Annotated in this window: 17 protein-coding genes and 1 other annotated feature; of the genes, 11 read left to right on the forward strand and 6 right to left on the reverse strand. The window is 43.7% G+C overall.

The window, feature by feature from the left end; translation table 11 throughout:
• Positions 1 to 168: 168 nt before the first annotated feature.
• From H540_RS0123585 to H540_RS0123600, 3 genes are all read right to left on the reverse strand, one after another.
• Positions 169 to 1,182: a serine hydrolase domain-containing protein gene (locus H540_RS0123585; protein WP_034671795.1), complete on the reverse strand. Its 1,014-nt coding sequence runs from the start codon at positions 1,180 to 1,182 to the stop codon at positions 169 to 171.
• Between the two features lie 97 nt (positions 1,183 to 1,279).
• On the reverse strand, positions 1,280 to 1,525 hold the full coding sequence (locus tag H540_RS0123590; RefSeq protein ID WP_028402650.1) for a hypothetical protein: 246 nt from the start codon (positions 1,523 to 1,525) through the stop codon (positions 1,280 to 1,282).
• Between the two features lie 278 nt (positions 1,526 to 1,803).
• Positions 1,804 to 2,196, reverse strand: a complete 393-nt coding sequence (locus H540_RS0123600) for an NUDIX hydrolase (RefSeq protein ID WP_028402651.1) — start codon at positions 2,194 to 2,196, stop codon at positions 1,804 to 1,806.
• 350 nt (positions 2,197 to 2,546) lie between these two features.
• Between H540_RS0123600 and H540_RS33585 the strand changes: the two genes are divergently transcribed.
• The 6 genes from H540_RS33585 to minD all read left to right on the forward strand — a co-directional run bounded on the left by H540_RS33585 (position 2,547) and on the right by minD (position 8,207).
• Positions 2,547 to 2,720, forward strand: a complete 174-nt coding sequence (locus H540_RS33585) for a hypothetical protein (protein WP_155891126.1) — start codon at positions 2,547 to 2,549, stop codon at positions 2,718 to 2,720.
• 179 nt (positions 2,721 to 2,899) lie between these two features.
• The gene (gene cysK / locus H540_RS0123610) at positions 2,900 to 3,814 is read left to right on the forward strand and encodes a cysteine synthase A (RefSeq protein WP_028402652.1); all 915 of its coding nucleotides are present in this window, start codon (positions 2,900 to 2,902) and stop codon (positions 3,812 to 3,814) included.
• Positions 3,815 to 4,460: 646 nt separating this feature from the next.
• Positions 4,461 to 5,663 carry an MFS transporter gene (locus tag H540_RS0123615; RefSeq protein WP_028402653.1) on the forward strand — a complete coding sequence of 401 codons (1,203 nt, stop codon included), beginning with the start codon at positions 4,461 to 4,463 and terminating at the stop codon, positions 5,661 to 5,663.
• Positions 5,664 to 5,829: 166 nt separating this feature from the next.
• Positions 5,830 to 6,375 (forward strand): GNAT family N-acetyltransferase, encoded by a 546-nt coding sequence (locus H540_RS0123620; protein ID WP_028402654.1) that lies wholly within the window; start codon positions 5,830 to 5,832, stop codon positions 6,373 to 6,375.
• A gap of 291 nt (positions 6,376 to 6,666) precedes the next feature.
• Positions 6,667 to 7,059 carry a large conductance mechanosensitive channel protein MscL gene (gene mscL / locus H540_RS0123625; RefSeq protein ID WP_028402655.1) on the forward strand — a complete coding sequence of 131 codons (393 nt, stop codon included), beginning with the start codon at positions 6,667 to 6,669 and terminating at the stop codon, positions 7,057 to 7,059.
• A 296-nt stretch (positions 7,060 to 7,355) separates the two neighbouring features.
• Positions 7,356 to 8,207: a septum site-determining protein MinD gene (gene minD, locus H540_RS0123630; protein ID WP_051317257.1), complete on the forward strand. Its 852-nt coding sequence runs from the start codon at positions 7,356 to 7,358 to the stop codon at positions 8,205 to 8,207.
• Positions 8,208 to 8,613: 406 nt separating this feature from the next.
• Here the strand turns inward: minD and H540_RS0123635 are convergent, their stop codons facing one another.
• Positions 8,614 to 9,375 carry a YwqG family protein gene (locus tag H540_RS0123635; protein WP_028402657.1) on the reverse strand — a complete coding sequence of 254 codons (762 nt, stop codon included), beginning with the start codon at positions 9,373 to 9,375 and terminating at the stop codon, positions 8,614 to 8,616.
• A gap of 176 nt (positions 9,376 to 9,551) precedes the next feature.
• On the opposite strand from H540_RS0123635, the gene H540_RS0123640 reads away from it, so the two are divergent.
• The 4 genes from H540_RS0123640 (at position 9,552) to H540_RS0123655 (ending at position 12,201) form a co-directional block, all read left to right on the forward strand.
• Positions 9,552 to 10,919, forward strand: coding sequence for an aspartate kinase (locus tag H540_RS0123640; RefSeq protein WP_028402658.1), 1,368 nt, complete (start codon positions 9,552 to 9,554; stop codon positions 10,917 to 10,919).
• Between the two features lie 155 nt (positions 10,920 to 11,074).
• On the forward strand, positions 11,075 to 11,338 hold the full coding sequence (locus tag H540_RS0123645; protein ID WP_028402659.1) for a transporter suffix domain-containing protein: 264 nt from the start codon (positions 11,075 to 11,077) through the stop codon (positions 11,336 to 11,338).
• Between the two features lie 25 nt (positions 11,339 to 11,363).
• Entirely contained in the window at positions 11,364 to 11,795 is a 432-nt protein-coding gene (locus H540_RS0123650; RefSeq protein WP_028402660.1) for a MarR family winged helix-turn-helix transcriptional regulator, read from the forward strand.
• 73 nt (positions 11,796 to 11,868) lie between these two features.
• Positions 11,869 to 12,201 (forward strand): hypothetical protein, encoded by a 333-nt coding sequence (locus tag H540_RS0123655; RefSeq protein ID WP_034671797.1) that lies wholly within the window; start codon positions 11,869 to 11,871, stop codon positions 12,199 to 12,201.
• 44 nt (positions 12,202 to 12,245) lie between these two features.
• Here the strand turns inward: H540_RS0123655 and H540_RS0123660 are convergent, their stop codons facing one another.
• Positions 12,246 to 13,493: a glutamate-5-semialdehyde dehydrogenase gene (locus H540_RS0123660; protein ID WP_028402662.1), complete on the reverse strand. Its 1,248-nt coding sequence runs from the start codon at positions 13,491 to 13,493 to the stop codon at positions 12,246 to 12,248.
• A 209-nt stretch (positions 13,494 to 13,702) separates the two neighbouring features.
• The gene (gene proB, locus H540_RS0123665) at positions 13,703 to 14,806 is read right to left on the reverse strand and encodes a glutamate 5-kinase (RefSeq protein WP_028402663.1); all 1,104 of its coding nucleotides are present in this window, start codon (positions 14,804 to 14,806) and stop codon (positions 13,703 to 13,705) included.
• Between the two features lie 117 nt (positions 14,807 to 14,923).
• Positions 14,924 to 15,136: a binding site (T-box leader), on the reverse strand.
• Between the two features lie 140 nt (positions 15,137 to 15,276).
• Between proB and H540_RS30765 the strand changes: the two genes are divergently transcribed.
• Positions 15,277 to 16,245, forward strand: a complete 969-nt coding sequence (locus H540_RS30765) for an NAD-dependent epimerase/dehydratase family protein (RefSeq protein ID WP_034671799.1) — start codon at positions 15,277 to 15,279, stop codon at positions 16,243 to 16,245.
• Positions 16,246 to 16,250: the final 5 nt, after the last annotated feature.

The raw sequence follows: 16,250 nt of genomic DNA on the forward strand, positions 1-16,250 counted from the left end.
GCAATATACGGCATATAAAAGAATAAACCTGTATACTTAGTTAAAAGACACGGTCAAGGGCGTCTTACAGGATTTGGCTGTTACTAGATTCGGCAGGTGCTCTATGCCCATCTAAAAAGAACGCAGCACGGGAGAAATCCGTGCTGCGTTCTTTTTTATTTTTTGATGTTAAAGACAGCGCATAACCTGATTCCCAAACTCCCGTAAATAATGAAGATAGTTGTCTCCCCCATAGTTATAGCGCTTGTTATACATTCTCGCCACAACTAAATTATGCTCCGGAATTACTAATAAAAGCGGACCGGTCACGCCAAGGATTTGATACGATCCGTTTGGAACATGCTTTCCCATTTCATTGAATTTCGTGTCGCAATCCTTTGTGTACCAAAAGAACCCGTTTTGCGGTAAATCCTTGTTGGCAAGAGGCGGACTTTGTATGGATGTTGCTAAGTCGAAAATTCCTGAGGGAACAATTTGCTTTCCGTAGATGTTCCCTTTCTTTATATGCAGATAGCCCCAATATGCCAGCTCTCTGGCGGACACGAATAAGTTTTTCTCATGGCCTTCATCGCTTATGCCGAGAGGGATTTCATCCTCCGTTTCTGTAATAACAGAGACGAGCTTATTGTTCGCTTCTGTTTTCCAGCCTGTTTCTGTCAGCGCAAGCGGGTAAAACACATGCTCGCGAAGCAGCTCTCCCACGCTTTTTCCCATCGTTCTTTTTACAATTTCTGCAATCATGGTGACGTTAATATTGCGGTACGCCCAAGTCGTCCCCGGTAAGAATTCGCGATAAATCGTGCCATCCTCCCGTTCATTCAGCCCATGCGTATGAGTCAGCAAATGTCTGATAGTCGTTTTGGAAAGAAGCTGTGAATCTAGCTCTGGCAGATACATAGAAACAGGATCATCTAAACTCGTAATGCTCTCTTCGTAAAGAGCCAAAGCGGCTGCAAACCCAATGTAGCTTTTTCGTGCCGAAGCAATATGAAATTGTGAATCTGTCCCAATCGGCCTTGCACCTTGTCTATGCGAATGGAAACCGCTGTAATGCTCGGTTACGATACGGTCTTTATGAATGATCACAAGGGCAGCGGCAGAACCGCCGTTTCGTTCTCTAATATCGTCTGTATAGTCTGCGAGGCTGCTAAACTGATGAGTAAGCTTTTTAGGAAGATGCAAAGGTATCAACTCTTTTCTTAATTAATGTCCAGCGCCTGAACGAGCCGTCTCCGCTTTTCTTATGTATTAGAAGAAAACCTCTGCAGAAACAGAGACTTTACAGTAAAAAGAAGCCAAACCCAAAAAGCAGCAGTCCGAATACGCCGATGCTGATGGCCTTGCTTTTATCGTGCTGGATCCATAGATCGATCGCGTGCAGGATATCCATCAGCCCTAGGCAAAACAAAGAAGGGGAAATCGTGTTCTTTTTCAGCACCAATAAAATAATAAAAATCGCTGCCAGCACACCGAACGCAATGCGTCCGTAGAAGAAAACGGAGCGGTTTTGTAAGTTTAAGTTCATAGAAGTTCTCCTTTCTTTCCTATTATTATTAAACCTTTTCATAGAAGGGGAGTCAATGTGAAGCTGAAGCAAGCTTGTGAAACAGTAAGCAAGCTGTGGACTTCATTTGCCGCATGGGGAGAAGAACGGGACATTTATCTGCAGGATGATGCATTAAACGAGATATAGACAAGAAACGTTTTTATGTCGATTTTTTTAGTTGCATTTATATAGAATTATTACAGCGGAATTTTATAATTTCAAAGAATAAGGAACCGCTTATAAAACAGGCGGTTCCTTTAAAATTCGCTATGCAAAATCATCTCCGCAACCTTCGGTGGTCTTATGTCCAACGAAGGAAAATCCTTGATAGGAACCCATAAGGGCTCATATGTGCCCCGATACGTATTTGAAAATTCCTCACCTTGACCGGTTCCGAACTCGCCAGACACGATATCGGCGTAAAAGTAATATTGCTTGCCTTTAGAATCAAGAATCGTCAGCAAATCGCCTATGCTCACCTGTACGCCCAGTTCTTCATAGGCTTCTCTTTTTGCTGCTTGCTTCGGCGTTTCGCCTTTTTCAATGCCGCCGCCCGGAAATACATAATAAATCTTTCCATTCCAATTCCTTCTAATTAAAGCAACTTCATGATTTTGTATTAACACGACAGATCCTCTATTTCTCAATATATATCATCTCCTCTCATAGAGTTTTTCCTGTTATCTGATGAACGGTCTTTGCTGTCATGAAAGCAAGTCTGAAAATTCCTGCTTTGTACATCCCACACGACCGGCAGCTCGTCAAAGGAAAAAACTGCAGCTGCAAGGATTCATGATCATTCATATGAAGCAAACCTTCAAAATCTTTACATATAAACATGATTTTCACTAGATTGTTTTTCTTCTATCATATCATTTTTACATATGTTAGGGATTGCCATTTTTTTGATAATGCATGCTTGTCCCTTTCTTTTTTAAAAAATTTACATATTATACCATGTAACATTAATGGTTTGAGAAGGGAGTGGTTATAGTGCCTGATGAACGCCGTACTAGATTTTTCCGTACCAGAGATAGAGATGGTCGTAATCTCTTTTTCCGTACTGGAGGCAGAGATGGACGTGGCCGTAGTAGATTTTTCCGTACTAGACGTACAGATGGTCGCGCTAGATTTTTCCGTACTAGTAGAGATCGCAGAAGAAGTAGATAGGTAAAGAGACCTGTTTATTTCGGGGCTGTTGACAAATACCTGTTCCAAAAAAAGAAGATGAAGCTCTACAAAATGTAGTGTTCATCTTCTTTTTTTACTCATTATAATTGACGCACTCGTTATATAAATGATACCTTGTTTTTATAAATTTTCTCATATTTTTATAAGAAAAAGGAGCGCGCTATGCACGTATATGACAATATTACACAGCTTATCGGAAATACACCTGTCGTGAGACTGCGCCGCATCGTATCGAAAGAGGCGGCAGATGTGTTCGTAAAATTGGAGATGTTCAATCCATCCCGCAGTGTGAAGGACCGGGCAGCATATAATCTTATTGCGACGGCAGAAGCGGAGGGGATCATTCAGCCGGGGGATACAATCATTGAGCCGACAAGCGGCAATACCGGAATCGGCTTAGCTATGAACGCAGCAGCGAAAGGGTATAAAGCCATTCTCATTATGCCGGATAACATGTCAAAGGAACGAATAAACCTGTTGAAAGCTTATGGTGCCGAAGTGGTGCTGACACCGGCTGCGGAGCGTATGCCGGGAGCAATTCGAAAAGCAGTTGAGCTGCAGCAGGAAATTCCGGGAAGCTTCATTCCGCAGCAATTTGAAAACAAAGCAAATCCCGATGCGCACCGTATGACAACCGCTCTTGAAATTTTGGATCAAATGGACGGATACCTTGATGCATTTGTGGCGACAGCTGGTACAGGCGGAACAATTACAGGCACAGGAGAAGTACTACGTGAGCATTTGCCGAACCTGCATATTGCGGTAGTAGAACCAAAAGGATCTCCTGTCTTATCTGGCGGACAGCCCGGACAGCATAAGCTTGTCGGCACAAGTCCAGGCTTTATTCCGTCTATTTTAAACCAAAACATTTATGATGAAATCATTCAAATGGCAGATGACGATGCGCTGAAAACGATGCGCAGTCTTGCTCGCGAGGAAGGGATTTTAGTCGGGCCGTCCTCCGGTGCATCCGTTTTTGCGGCAATGATGATCGCGGAGCGGCTCGGTGCAGGGAAAAGAGTGTTATGTATAGCGCCGGACACTGGGGAGCGTTATTTGAGCATGGATTTGTTCTGATATAAAAAGCTCTTTTCTAAATGATTGTTGGCGAAGTTAATCAGTGCTTTAGTTGAATCTCTAATGAATTATGCGAGAGAGACACTTGCTCTTGTTTAGTTGACAGAAAAAGCAACAAAACTTGCATATCCAGCGGAATCGGACGGTTCCGCTTTTCGTGATGTCTAGCTCCACCGGCTAGGTGCTGCCACCAGAGGTTCTTCGCCACATAAAGGCAAAAGGCGCCTTTAAGGGCGAAGAACCTCTGGTTCTGCACCTGAACGAGCCGGCTCCGCTTTTCGATGATGTCTAGCTCCGCCGGCTAGCTCCTCCTGTCAGAGAACCCCACCCATAAGATGAAACTTCATCCGTGGAGGTGATTTTTCCTCCATGGATGTTAGTTGAATCAATCGGGCTCTTAGCGTCCGTTTGTTCATCTTGTCCAAGCGGCGCTGTTACGGACGCTTAGAGCGGGATAAAGGCAAAAAGTGCCTTTTTGGGTGGAGAACCTCTGCCTTCCGGAGCTGAACGAGCCGGCTTCGCTTTTCTTGATATGCTACTAAAGTAGCAGAAAAATAAGGATGTCCGTATCTAGTAAAATAAGAAGTTTAGTTATAAAATTAATCTTGTTAAATAAAAAGCGTACGTACGCAGAAAGGAGCGGCCTATGGAGGCAACAAAGAAACAACAAGCGCTTTCCGCGTCCACGATGTACCGGATTTTATTTGCCATCAGCCTGGGGCATTTGCTGAATGATTCCATGCAGGCTGTAGTGCCGGCTGTATTTCCGATTTTGGAGAAGTCGATGAATCTTTCGTATATGCAGGTCGGCTGGATTGCGTTTGCGTTGAATATGACTTCATCCATTATGCAGCCGGTGTTCGGTTTTTATACCGATAAGAAGCCGGCTCCGTACTTATTGCCGCTCGGGATGCTTTCGAGCATGCTTGGTATGATTGGTCTGGCATTTGCGCCAAACTTTTATTTTATCTTGCTATCTGTGTTGTTCATCGGTCTCGGTTCCGCTGTGTTTCATCCTGAGGGGGCACGCGTCGCGTATATGGCTGCAGGAGCGAAGCGCGGTCTGGCGCAATCCATTTATCAAGTCGGAGGAAATACAGGGAATGCGCTTGCGCCGATATTTACGGTGCTCGTATTCGTGCCGTTCGGCCAAAAAGGCGCTGTTTCCTTTACAGGTCTTGCGGCAATAGGAATTGTTCTATTGCTGTATGTCTCAACTTGGTACAGAAAAGAACTCGCAGCAGGGGCAACCCGTGTGAAGAAGAAAGCGGCACAAGGCGTGGAAAAGATAAGTGCGGAGATTAAGTTTGCCATTATACTACTGATTTTCCTTGTGTTTGCCCGCTCTTGGTACAGTGCAGGCATCGGCAATTTCTATCAGTTTTACTTAATTGAGCATTATGGGTTAACGATTAAGCAAGCACAATATTATGTATTTGCGTTCATGATTGCAGGCGTGATCGGCACGTTCTTTGGCGGTCCGATCGCCGACAGATTCGGAAAGAAAAACGTCATTCTCTTTTCCATGATCGGCTCTGCACCGTTAGCGCTGCTTTTGCCGTATGTTTCGCTCGCTTGGGTCGTGCCTTTATTTATTGCCATCGGTTTCATCATGTCCAGCAGCTTCAGCGTAACGGTTGTGTACGCACAAGAGCTGCTGCCGGGCAAAGTCGGCATGGTGTCCGGCCTGATTGTTGGTCTGGCTTTCGGCATGGGTGCGCTGGGAGCAGTTGCGCTCGGAAAGCTTGCGGATATGTACAGCTTAGGCTTTATTATGACCGTATGCAGCTTCTTGCCGCTGCTTGGCGTGCTGTCGTGGCTGCTGCCGAACGACAGGAAAGCTGTGTGATGAGGAGAAGCAGAAGCCGCTATGCGGCTTCTTTTTTTGTATAGGCTGTTTTCAAATCGGTGAAGGTCACCCGTAAGCAATATAAAATACAAGGATTAAGTTAAAGGTATTTTGCACCTTGTTATAGAATTTCTTTTTATACAGATGAAAATAAAGGAGGTTCCAAATGATTATTCGAAAAGCAGCCGAGCACGATGCTATGGGAATCGCTCGTGTTCATGTAGATAGCTGGAAAGCGACATATAAAGGAATTATCTTTGATGATTATCTAGAAAAAATTTCTTATGAAGGCCGATACGATAGCTGGCAGAAGTCTTTAGCAGATAAAAATCAAAACACATATGTAGCTGTTGACGTTTACGATAGGATTGTGGGATTCGCTTCGTATGGGTCCAACCGATCTGAAAAGCAGCGTTCTCGCTATCAAGGAGAACTATACGCTATCTATATTCTGAATCATTACCAGCAAACTGGTGTTGGGAAAGAACTGTTAAAAACAGTGGTGGAAAACTTCCTTGCTGATAATATTGAGTCCATGTCTGTCTGGGTATTAGCGAATAATCCTTCTCGATCTTTTTATGAGCATTTCGGCGCCAAAGTAATTGAGAGTATTCAAATTAACCGTGGGGAACAGGAATTAGAAGAAATTTCCTATGGGTGGGAGGATTTAAATCAATTACTATCCAACCATTATCCTACCTTAAGTAAGTGATATACAAGCTATATCATAGACGATAGAACACATATATGATACATCTCTTTATTTTTGCAACAGAACCGATTATATTCCGTATACAAAAAAAGGATAGTGTCCTATTATAGGACATTATCCTTTTTTGCTTACATAATCCAGATTACCAGTAGTTGCAGAATTATTGTAAAGGGATGGGTTTATCTTCGATTGAAACGTAAAGATTCCAAGTAGCACCTTGTGAAAACAAGTTTTTGTATACCATGTATGTATGGTATGATTTCCATGGAATGATAGAAGAGAGGTGATACTATGTGGAATGATTTTAAGAAGTTTGCGCTCAAAGGCAACGTCTTCGATTTGGCAGTCGGCGTTATTATCGGCGCAGCGTTTGGAAAGATTGTAACCTCGTTAGTTAGTGATATTATTATGCCTATTGTCGGATTATTATTGGGTAAGGTCAGCTTTGCAGATTTGAAGATTGAAATCGGGAATTCCGTCATTAAATACGGGAGTTTTATTCAAACTGTTGTTGATTTCTTCATTGTGGCATTTTCCATCTTTTTGTTTATCCGTCTCTTCCAAAGGCTGAAGAAGAAAGAAGAAGTACAGGAGAAACAAGAAAACCCGAAGCCAAGCAGAGAGGAAGAGCTGTTGGCAGAAATTCGCGATTTGCTGAAAACGAGTGCGGCGAAGGACAACTAAGGAAAACCGTCTCTGATCAAGGGACGGTTTTTTCGCGTGGTTTGGTCAGCGAGATGCTGTTTTCTATAATGAGAGTAGCAAAGAGAGAACGAGGTTACATATGAAAGAAAATTATTTTTAGTTCGGGGCAGAGTGCTGCGTGAATCGTATCATTATCCAACAGAAAAGGTCATTATCGGCTGAAGCGCATGAGAGTATCGTGCGCTTTTTTGTAAATTTGAGAGGGGAATTGTAGAAATATTGTGCATTTATGGTATCTTTGAATTAGAATGTGTTGGAATGGAGGCGAGAGGAAAATGAGAGAACAAACGTATGAGAATAACGTAAGCATGGATCTCATAAAACAACAGGGCGGAACAGTTATCGCTGTCACCTCCGGAAAAGCGGGAGTGGGTAAATCCACAGTTGTTGCGAATCTTGGCTATTGTTTAGCAGAAATGGGCAAAAAGGTTTGTGTGGCGGATGCGAACTTCGGTATGCGAAGCTTGGATTTGTATTTGGGGCTGGAAAACCGCATTGTCTTTGACTGGATGGATGTTATCGAAGAACGCGCTCAGCCGTATCAAATGATTGTTAAAGCAAGGAACATCAAGATGGAGGAAAACTTACATCTGCTTCCGACGTCCGGTATTCCTGCACATATCGCGAAAACAGCCGCACCGGAAATTCTCCCTATTATAGACGAGCTGAAAAAAGTGTACGATTATATACTCATTGACGCACCATCCCTTACAGAGCACGGCTTTGAAAATATCATTCATCAGGCAGACCGGGTCATCCTTGTGACAAAGCCTTCCATAAACAGCTTGCGGGACACAGACCGCTTGATCGGATATCTTGATGATGAAGAAAATCTTTCCTTTATTTTAAACGAATACAACCCAAAGCTTCCAAAGCGTAAAGTGCCAAGCATAGAAGACGTGACACACACGCTGGCCATTACACTGCTGGGAGTTATATTGGAAGACGAAGACACATACATTGCTGGACAAATAGGAAAACCGATTGTAATGAATCGCTCCTCCATTAACGCCGCGGTATTCCGCAATATCGCCAGACGCATTACAGGTGAAGAGGTGGAAATCTTTGAGTCTATTGAAAAGCAGGTAAGAAAGCGGGGGAGACGGGGATTGCTTTCGTTTTTGTAAAATAACGGATCTTTTTGCAAAGGTTGTTACTATAGATAACTGACTTATAGATTTAGCATAAAATTGGAGTTTGGATAGTAAATGGTCCAAATTATATACAAGTGAATAAAAAACCGTTTATAGTGGGGAGAGATCAAAAGACGTGCAGAAGCGGTCAAACCTTTGGTTCATGCAGGGGTAAACCAGAGAGAAGAAGCATACCATTACTCCTTTTTGGTTGCACATCGCACATGGACATGCCGAAATTATCATTCACTCATATATAGCAAAGGCGAGCACATAATTGCAGAGGGAGCCGGACATTCCGTGAACCTAGATCGCCCGGATGTAATCATCAATACGATAAAACAACTCATATGATAAGTCCATAAACGAAAAAAGCGAACCCAAAAAGGGTTCGCTTTTCCTATAAACATTGCATGATACACCAAGCATCCTCAAAGCGCTCATTCTCCAGCGCCTCATGGGACATACAGAAATATAACATCCCCATGTCGCCCCACTGCATCTTTAAATGCTCCCAATCAGAATCAATTTGGAATAAAAGTGTGAATTCTTGGGCATTTGTTTTTGTATAGTACTCCATTTCCTCAAACACTTCGCCTTGTACGGAAAACGGTACGCCGAACATTTGGTGGTTATCGTAGCGGTCAGGCATTAATTCTTCCAGCATTTGCAGGAATCGGTCGCTGTCTGCCTCGTCTTCAATAAATAATTCCGGAATTTTATGTGTTATTTCAAAGGAAATGGAGCATTGGGCATATGTACGATCTGCTTCTGCTCTTGGCTCCAATTCGTCAAGTGCGCCCCCGTAGTAAAGAACGCGCCAGCCGTCTTTTTGTTCCGGTTCGCCCCATACCCCTTCTTCTGCATCATCGAGATAAAAGAAATACATCAGGCCTGTTTGTGGAAGCTTATACGAGAAGCCTTCCTGCGGCAAATCTGACAAATCGATCTGCGCTAGAAAATGGAGCGGCTTATCTTTGTAAACCGGATACTCCCAGTCTCTAGGGAAATCAGGAACGCCGCCCATTTTTGAGCGCCCGGGCGGCATGATATCTGCCTGCTGCGGAATGACTTTTATGCATGGAAATACAGTGGGCATAATGAAATCCTTTAAATGGGTAAGCTCATATCGTTCAATCAATGCTTCAATGCGTGCCGTCATATGTGTAGCTCCTTCGATTTAATCAGTAGTATCACGTAATTATTATACCATTGGAAGCGCTTTACATAAAAGAGAGGACGTATATGAAAAAAATATTTGCAACGAGACGCAGGTAAGGGGATAATAAGGCTTATATATTTAAAAATACAGACTATTCTTGCATTGGTGGAGATAAGATGAAGGTTGTAAAATTCGGCGGCACCTCGCTGGCCTCAGGAGAACAAATTGAAAAAGTGTTTCACATCGTTACATCCGATACGGAACGAAAAGTAGTTGTTGTTTCAGCACCTGGAAAACGTTATAAGGACGACACGAAAGTAACGGATTTATTGATTGCATGTGCACAAGCGTATATAGCAAACGGCAATGGTAAGGAACAGTTCGAGGCTGTGATGGACCGCTACCAGGACATCGCAGATTATTTGGAGCTGTCGGCCGATATTATCGACCGTATTTCTACAGATCTTTTGGAGATTGTGAATGGAGATACAAGTAATCCGGATAAATTTATGGATGCGGTAAAAGCAAGCGGGGAGGACAACTGCGCGAAGCTCGTGGCAGCTTATTTCAATAAGCAGGGCGTGGAAGCGCACTATGTGAATCCAAAAGAAGCAGGGCTTATCGTAAGCGACGAACCGGGAAATGCACAGGTTCTGCCGGATTCGTATGAAAACTTGCGCGCACTTCGAGATCGTTCCGGTATCCTTATTTTCCCTGGATTTTTCGGTTATTCTGAAAATGATGAAATCGTGACTTTCTCACGCGGCGGGTCTGATATTACAGGGTCTATCCTTGCAAACGGCATACAGGCAGATATATATGAGAACTTCACTGATGTGGATGCAGTGTATGCGGTCAATCCGAATTTTGTTTCAGAACCGCGTGAGATTAAAGAGCTTACGTATCAAGAAATGCGCGAGCTTTCCTATGCCGGCTTTGCAGTGTTTCACGATGAAGCGCTCATTCCGGCGTTTCGGGCAGGCATTCCCGTGAATATTAAAAACACGAATAACCCGTCCGCTCCGGGAACGAAAATTGTGAACGAGCGTAAAAATACGAATGGACCGGTTATCGGCATCGCGAGCGACAATGGCTTTTGCAGTATTGACGTCAGCAAGTATTTAATGAACAGAGAGGTCGGCTTCGGCCGCAAATTGCTTCATATTTTAGAGGATTACGGTTTGTCCTATGAGCACACACCGTCCGGCATCGATGACATTTCTGTCATTGTACGCCAACATCAGTTGAATGAAGAAACAGAAGCTCAAATTGTAAAGCGAATTCAAGAAGAGCTTACGGTAGACAGCGTCATAGTGGAACACGATCTCGCGATGATTATGATTGTCGGAGAAGGCATGCGCAGCAACGTCGGAACCATGGCAAGAGCTGCGGCAGCATTGGCGAGGGCCGGCGTTAACATTGAAATGATTAACCAAGGATCATCGGAAGTCAGCATGATGTTTGGCGTAAAAGAAGTTGAGGAGCAAAAAGCGGTTTATGCTTTGTATGAAGAGTTTTTTGCTGTAAGTGTTGTGGAGAGATAAGGAGACGCCTTTGGCGCCTCCTTTTTTAGTGTCTCGATGGAGACTGTATGTGATTTTTATAGTTCTATGAAATCTTGACATGTGCATTTATCTTATATAAAATTAATTTAGTTTAATTAACTAAATTAATTATAGAGCCTAATTGGAGGATCATAATGAATCAAAGTTTAAATAAAAAGAAACCGCTGCTTTATAAAATAGGAATCAGCCTTGTTGTTTTTTCTTTTGTCATTTGGTTCACTCCCTTAATAGTGCCTTTTCTTCCTGTGACAGCAAGCACAAAGGCGGTCTTGGTGACAGGGGCCCTTATTTTGGCCGAAGTGACATTTTGGATCGGAGTCGCTATTGTCGGAAAAGAAGTTGCCATGAAATTCAGAAGCTATTTCAACCCGCGCAATTGGAAAAAAAGAAAAGAATAACGTGTGCAGGAAGGAGGCATTCATGATGAAGTATGAAGAAATCGCGGAACAAATCAATTTAACGTTAGAAAACATATGGATTTTGTTCGGAAAACAAGAGAGGGAAATGACCGATTTTCAGTTGACCAATCAACAGCACGTATTATTGACGCTGATCATCCGTAATATGTCCGTTACCCCGACCGAACTGGCCGAGAAGTTGGATATTACGAAAAGCGCAGTGAGCCAAATGCTCAAAAAGCTCGAAGAGGAAGGCTTTATCGTAAGAAAGCAGCATCCGAAGGACAAACGCGCGGTCATACTCGAATTGGGAAAAAAGGGTTTGATATATAGAGCCGAGGTGCGGTTGTTCAATAAAAAGATGGTAGAGAAGTATTATTCTAAACTGTCCCCCGAGGAGCTTTTGCAGATGTTGTATTCCTTTCAAAAATATGAGGAATTGATGGGACAAAATTAACAGCAGTATTCGTTATAATAAATAACGGCATGTAAGTTTAGAAGAAAATCTGAAAGTTTTAAGAGGAAGATTTATGATTGTAAAAGTTCTATGGTTTTTGTATGTAGGTTTCGTGATTATATCTGCCATTGGTTCTATCATGAACGGCAGATTCAAAACAATCCGCCAAAAGTTAGATTTGTTCGTTTCTGTTGTCGTATTGACAGGCGTAATCGGTTATATCATGGGTATTGAACTTCTTGCATCGGTGATTTGGAAAGCCATTTTCGTTTTTGGCCTCATTTGGGATCTTCTTTTTACGATTGTTTGGTACGACTATGAAAAAGAACTTCCTTTGCCGGCAAGAGCAATAGGATTGATTGTAATTGTGCCTATGTATTATGCATTATTTCAATATGCGTTTTAAAAGACAGAAGCCTGTTCAAACAAACAGGCTTCTTCTGCTTCTTTCTATTCTCTGATTTGCCCGTTCCCGCGAATGATATATTTCGTAGAAGTCAGAGCAGGCAGCCCCATCGGTCCTCTTGCATGCAGCTTTTGCGTACTGATGCCGATTTCGGCGCCAAAGCCGAATTCAAAGCCGTCTGTAAAACGAGTCGAGGCATTATGGTACAGAGCTGCGGAATCTACAGATGTGAAAAACTTTGTGACATTCTCTTCGTTTTCTGTAAGGATTGCTTCGGAATGCTTCGAGCTGTAAGTGTTGATATGACGGATTGCTTCTTCAACAGATGACACAATCTTGACTGCCAGCGTCAAAGACGAAAATTCCGTTGCCCAATCTTCCTCTGCAGCCGGAACAAGAGAGGAATCAAGCGCAACAGCTTTCTCATCTCCTCGTAATTCCACATCTTTTTCCTGGAGTAATGCAAACAATTCTTGCCCGTACTGTGCTGCCCACGCTTCATGAAGCACAATCGTTTCGATGGCGTTGCAGACAGAAGGACGCTGTGTTTTGGCGTTCACGATAATATTAAAAGCCATTTGTTTATCAGCTGTTTCATCCACAAATACGTGACAATTTCCAGCTCCGGTTTCTATTACAGGGACGGAAGCTTCTCTGATTACCGTGTCAATCAGCTGCTTGCCTCCCCTTGGAATGAGAACATCCAAATACTCGTTCAGCGTGAACAGCTGTTTGGCGCTTTCGCGAGATGTATCTTCAATAAGCTGTACGCTGTCCGGCGGCAAGCTCGTTTTTGCAAGCGCCCTATGAATGACATTGACAATTGCTTGATTAGAGTAAGCAGCGGAAGAGCTGCCGCGCAGAATCACGGCGTTTCCGGTTTTGAGGCAAAGGGTAGCGGCGTCTACTGTCACGTTCGGGCGCGCTTCATAAATCATGCCGATTACGCCGAGCGGCACACGCACTTCTTGAATAGCTAAGCCGTTTGGCCGCTCCCATGCCGCAATGCATTCTCCGACAGGGTCGTGAAGCTCAATCAGCTGTCTGATGCCTTCTGCCATATCGCTAATACGCTGTTCGTTCAGCATAAGCCGGTCTACTAAAGAGGAAGAAACGCCCTTTGCCTGTGCTTGTGCAATATCTCGCTTGTTTTCCGCTATAATATAATCCGTTTCCTCGAGCAGCTGTGTTGCGATCGCTGCAAGCGCCTCGTTTTTTTGCTCTGTTGATTTTGTTACTAATTCACCCGCGACTTCTTTTGCTTTTTTTCCTTTTGCCAATACCTCATTCATTTCATATGCCTCCTTATTTAAATGATGATAAGAAATTATAAAATTTCACGGCAGTGCTTCCCGTTCCTTTCCTTCTTTTGAACATCATGTTCGCAGGTCAAAAGACAAAGGCGAGGGCGTCTAAAAGGCTTTGAGCGTTACTGCACTCGGCAGGAGCTCTGCCCGCCTAAAAAGAGTTTTGCACGGATTTCTCACGTGCTGAGTTTTTCCTAGAGAGATATCCAATTATCCCTGTGAATCGCTTCGTAGCTTTGTCTTTCCCCGCTCAGTTTGATTTCGGTGCTCTGCTTTCCTTTTAATGCGCTTAGCTCCTCAGCGTTATAATTGACCTGTCCTTTCCCGATCACACGCCCTTTTTGATTGATGACTTCAACCACATCTCCAGCTTGGAAGTTCCCTTGAACATCCGTAACACCCGCAGGAAGAAGACTTTTTCCGTGCTGGATAATGGCTGCGGCTGCCCCGGAGTCGACTTCAATTTGCCCGCATATGAGCGAATGGAGCGCGATCCATTGCTTATTCGTTTTTATGCCTTTTTGCACGGCGTTTCCAATATAGGTCCCATCTCCTTTTCCTTGCAGCACATCAAGGAACTTCTCTTCCCCGGTGCCTGTTCCGATAAATACGCTGACGCCAAGAGATAACGCCGTTTTTGCTGCGTCAATTTTCGATTTCATCCCGCCTGTGCCAAGCTTTGAGCCGGCACCTCCGGCAAGTGCAGCGATTTCTTCTGTAATGGAAGAGAGAAAATGGTACTTCTTCGCTGTTGGATCGCTTTTCGGGTTTCGATCGTACAATCCGTTCACATCCGTAAAAATCATAAGCACATCTGCGTTCACAAGCCCGCTCACTAAAGCTGACAGCATATCATTATCACCGAAGGTTAATTCTTCAATGGAGACAGAATCATTTTCATTGATGATGGGAAGCGCAGAACGGTCGAGCAGCTCTGATAAGGTCGCATAGGCATTCGTGTATTGTTCTTTTCTGGAGAAGTCATTTCTTGTGAGCAGAAGCTGTGCGGTAATGATATCATATTTGCGGAATTCCTCTGTATACGTCTGCATTAACAATCCTTGTCCGACAGCGGCGGCAGCTTGTTTTCCTTTGATTGTCACAGGACGAACGGGATATCCGAGAGCGGAAAAGCCCGCCGCAACCGCACCGGATGTAATGAGCACAACTTCATGGCCCGCTTGCTTGAGCCTCGTCAAGGCAGCGACATGATCTGTAAGCTTTTCCTTACAAATTCCTCCTTGTCCGGTTGCCAAGGAGCTGCTTCCGATTTTCACAACTATGCGTTGCTTTTTCAAATTTGGTCCCTCCATTGTTATGACCGGGAAGGTTCATCCCGCTCATATGAATTAAATCAGTTAGGGTCACAGGTGAAAGAAGGCCGGTAACGCAAAAAGACCGTTTCATCCTTTAGAAAAAAGGACGAAACGGTCATCGTTCCGCGGTACCACCTTCATTGATATGATTTTCATATCCGCTTATCGCCTGTAACGAAGGCAAACGCTTAAGGTTTTTACTTAAGACTCGGGGATAGGTTCAATAGCTTCTTTGCGAGGAATCTCTCAGCCTGCGAATTCCACTCTCTTGCGCAAGAAGGAGTATTTACTAATTCCCTTCTACGTTTTTTCTTAATTTGTAACACATTATGCAATATAATCTGTTTTTATGTCAAGAGATATTTTGCGGAATGAACAAGTGTAGGATGTTTAATTTCTGGAAAGTAGGGGGACTGTAAAAAAGAAAAACTGAAATAAAGGTGCTAGATGCTATGAAGGTATTGATTACGGGAGGAGCCGGCTTTATCGGCTCTCATATTACAGATGCAATAGCAGCCGAAGGTTATGAAACAGTCGTTGTTGATAATTTAACAACCGGCCGCAAAGCTTTTCTGCCTTCCGGTATCATGTTTTATGAACAAAATATATGTGAACCAGGTTTACAAGCTGTGTTTCATAAAGAAAAGCCGGACATCGTTATTCATCAGGCTGCACAAGGAGCTGTGGCGAAATCTATGAAGCAGCCCGTCTTTGATGCCGATGTAAATGCGATGGGAACAATCAGACTGCTGGAATTAAGTGCCCAGTACGGTGTGCGTAAATTTATTTTCGCATCTACAGCTGCTTTGTACGGCATGCCAAAACGGCTTCCGGTGCAGGAAACCCATCCGGCAAACCCCGTTTCCTTTTACGGACTTTCCAAATGGACTGCGGAGCGCTACATTCGACTGTATGCCCATATCGGCTTATCGTATTGTATTTTACGGTATGCGAATGTATATGGGATGAGGCAAAATGCAGAGGGAGAAGCAGGGGTTATCTGTATGTTCATGAACCATTTATTAGAGGGCAAGCCGCTGCACATTTTCGGAGATGGAGAACAAACGCGTGACTTCGTATTCGTCAAAGATGTGGTACAGGCGAATCTGGCAGCGATGAGAAGCAAGCATAATGGTGTATTCAACATCAGCTCGGGCACGCAGCTTTCCTTGAATCAGCTGATCATGCTGCTGGAGAAGACGGCTGGGGTTAAAGCAGAGGTTCAATATCAATCGGAAAGACAAGGGGATATCAGGCACAGCTATTTGCATAATCAAAAAGCGCTGCGCCTTTTGAAATGGCAATGCCAGCATTCCATTATGGAGGGGCTGGCTGAGACGTTTGCGTATTATAAAGCACAAAAAGAAGAAATGAGTAAACGGAAATCTGAATCGAGCGCCGGTTTCAGAATGAACCATTAGGAGAG

Source organism: Ectobacillus panaciterrae DSM 19096 (assembly GCF_000430785.1).
Taxonomy (GTDB): domain Bacteria; phylum Bacillota; class Bacilli; order Bacillales; family Bacillaceae_G; genus Ectobacillus; species Ectobacillus panaciterrae.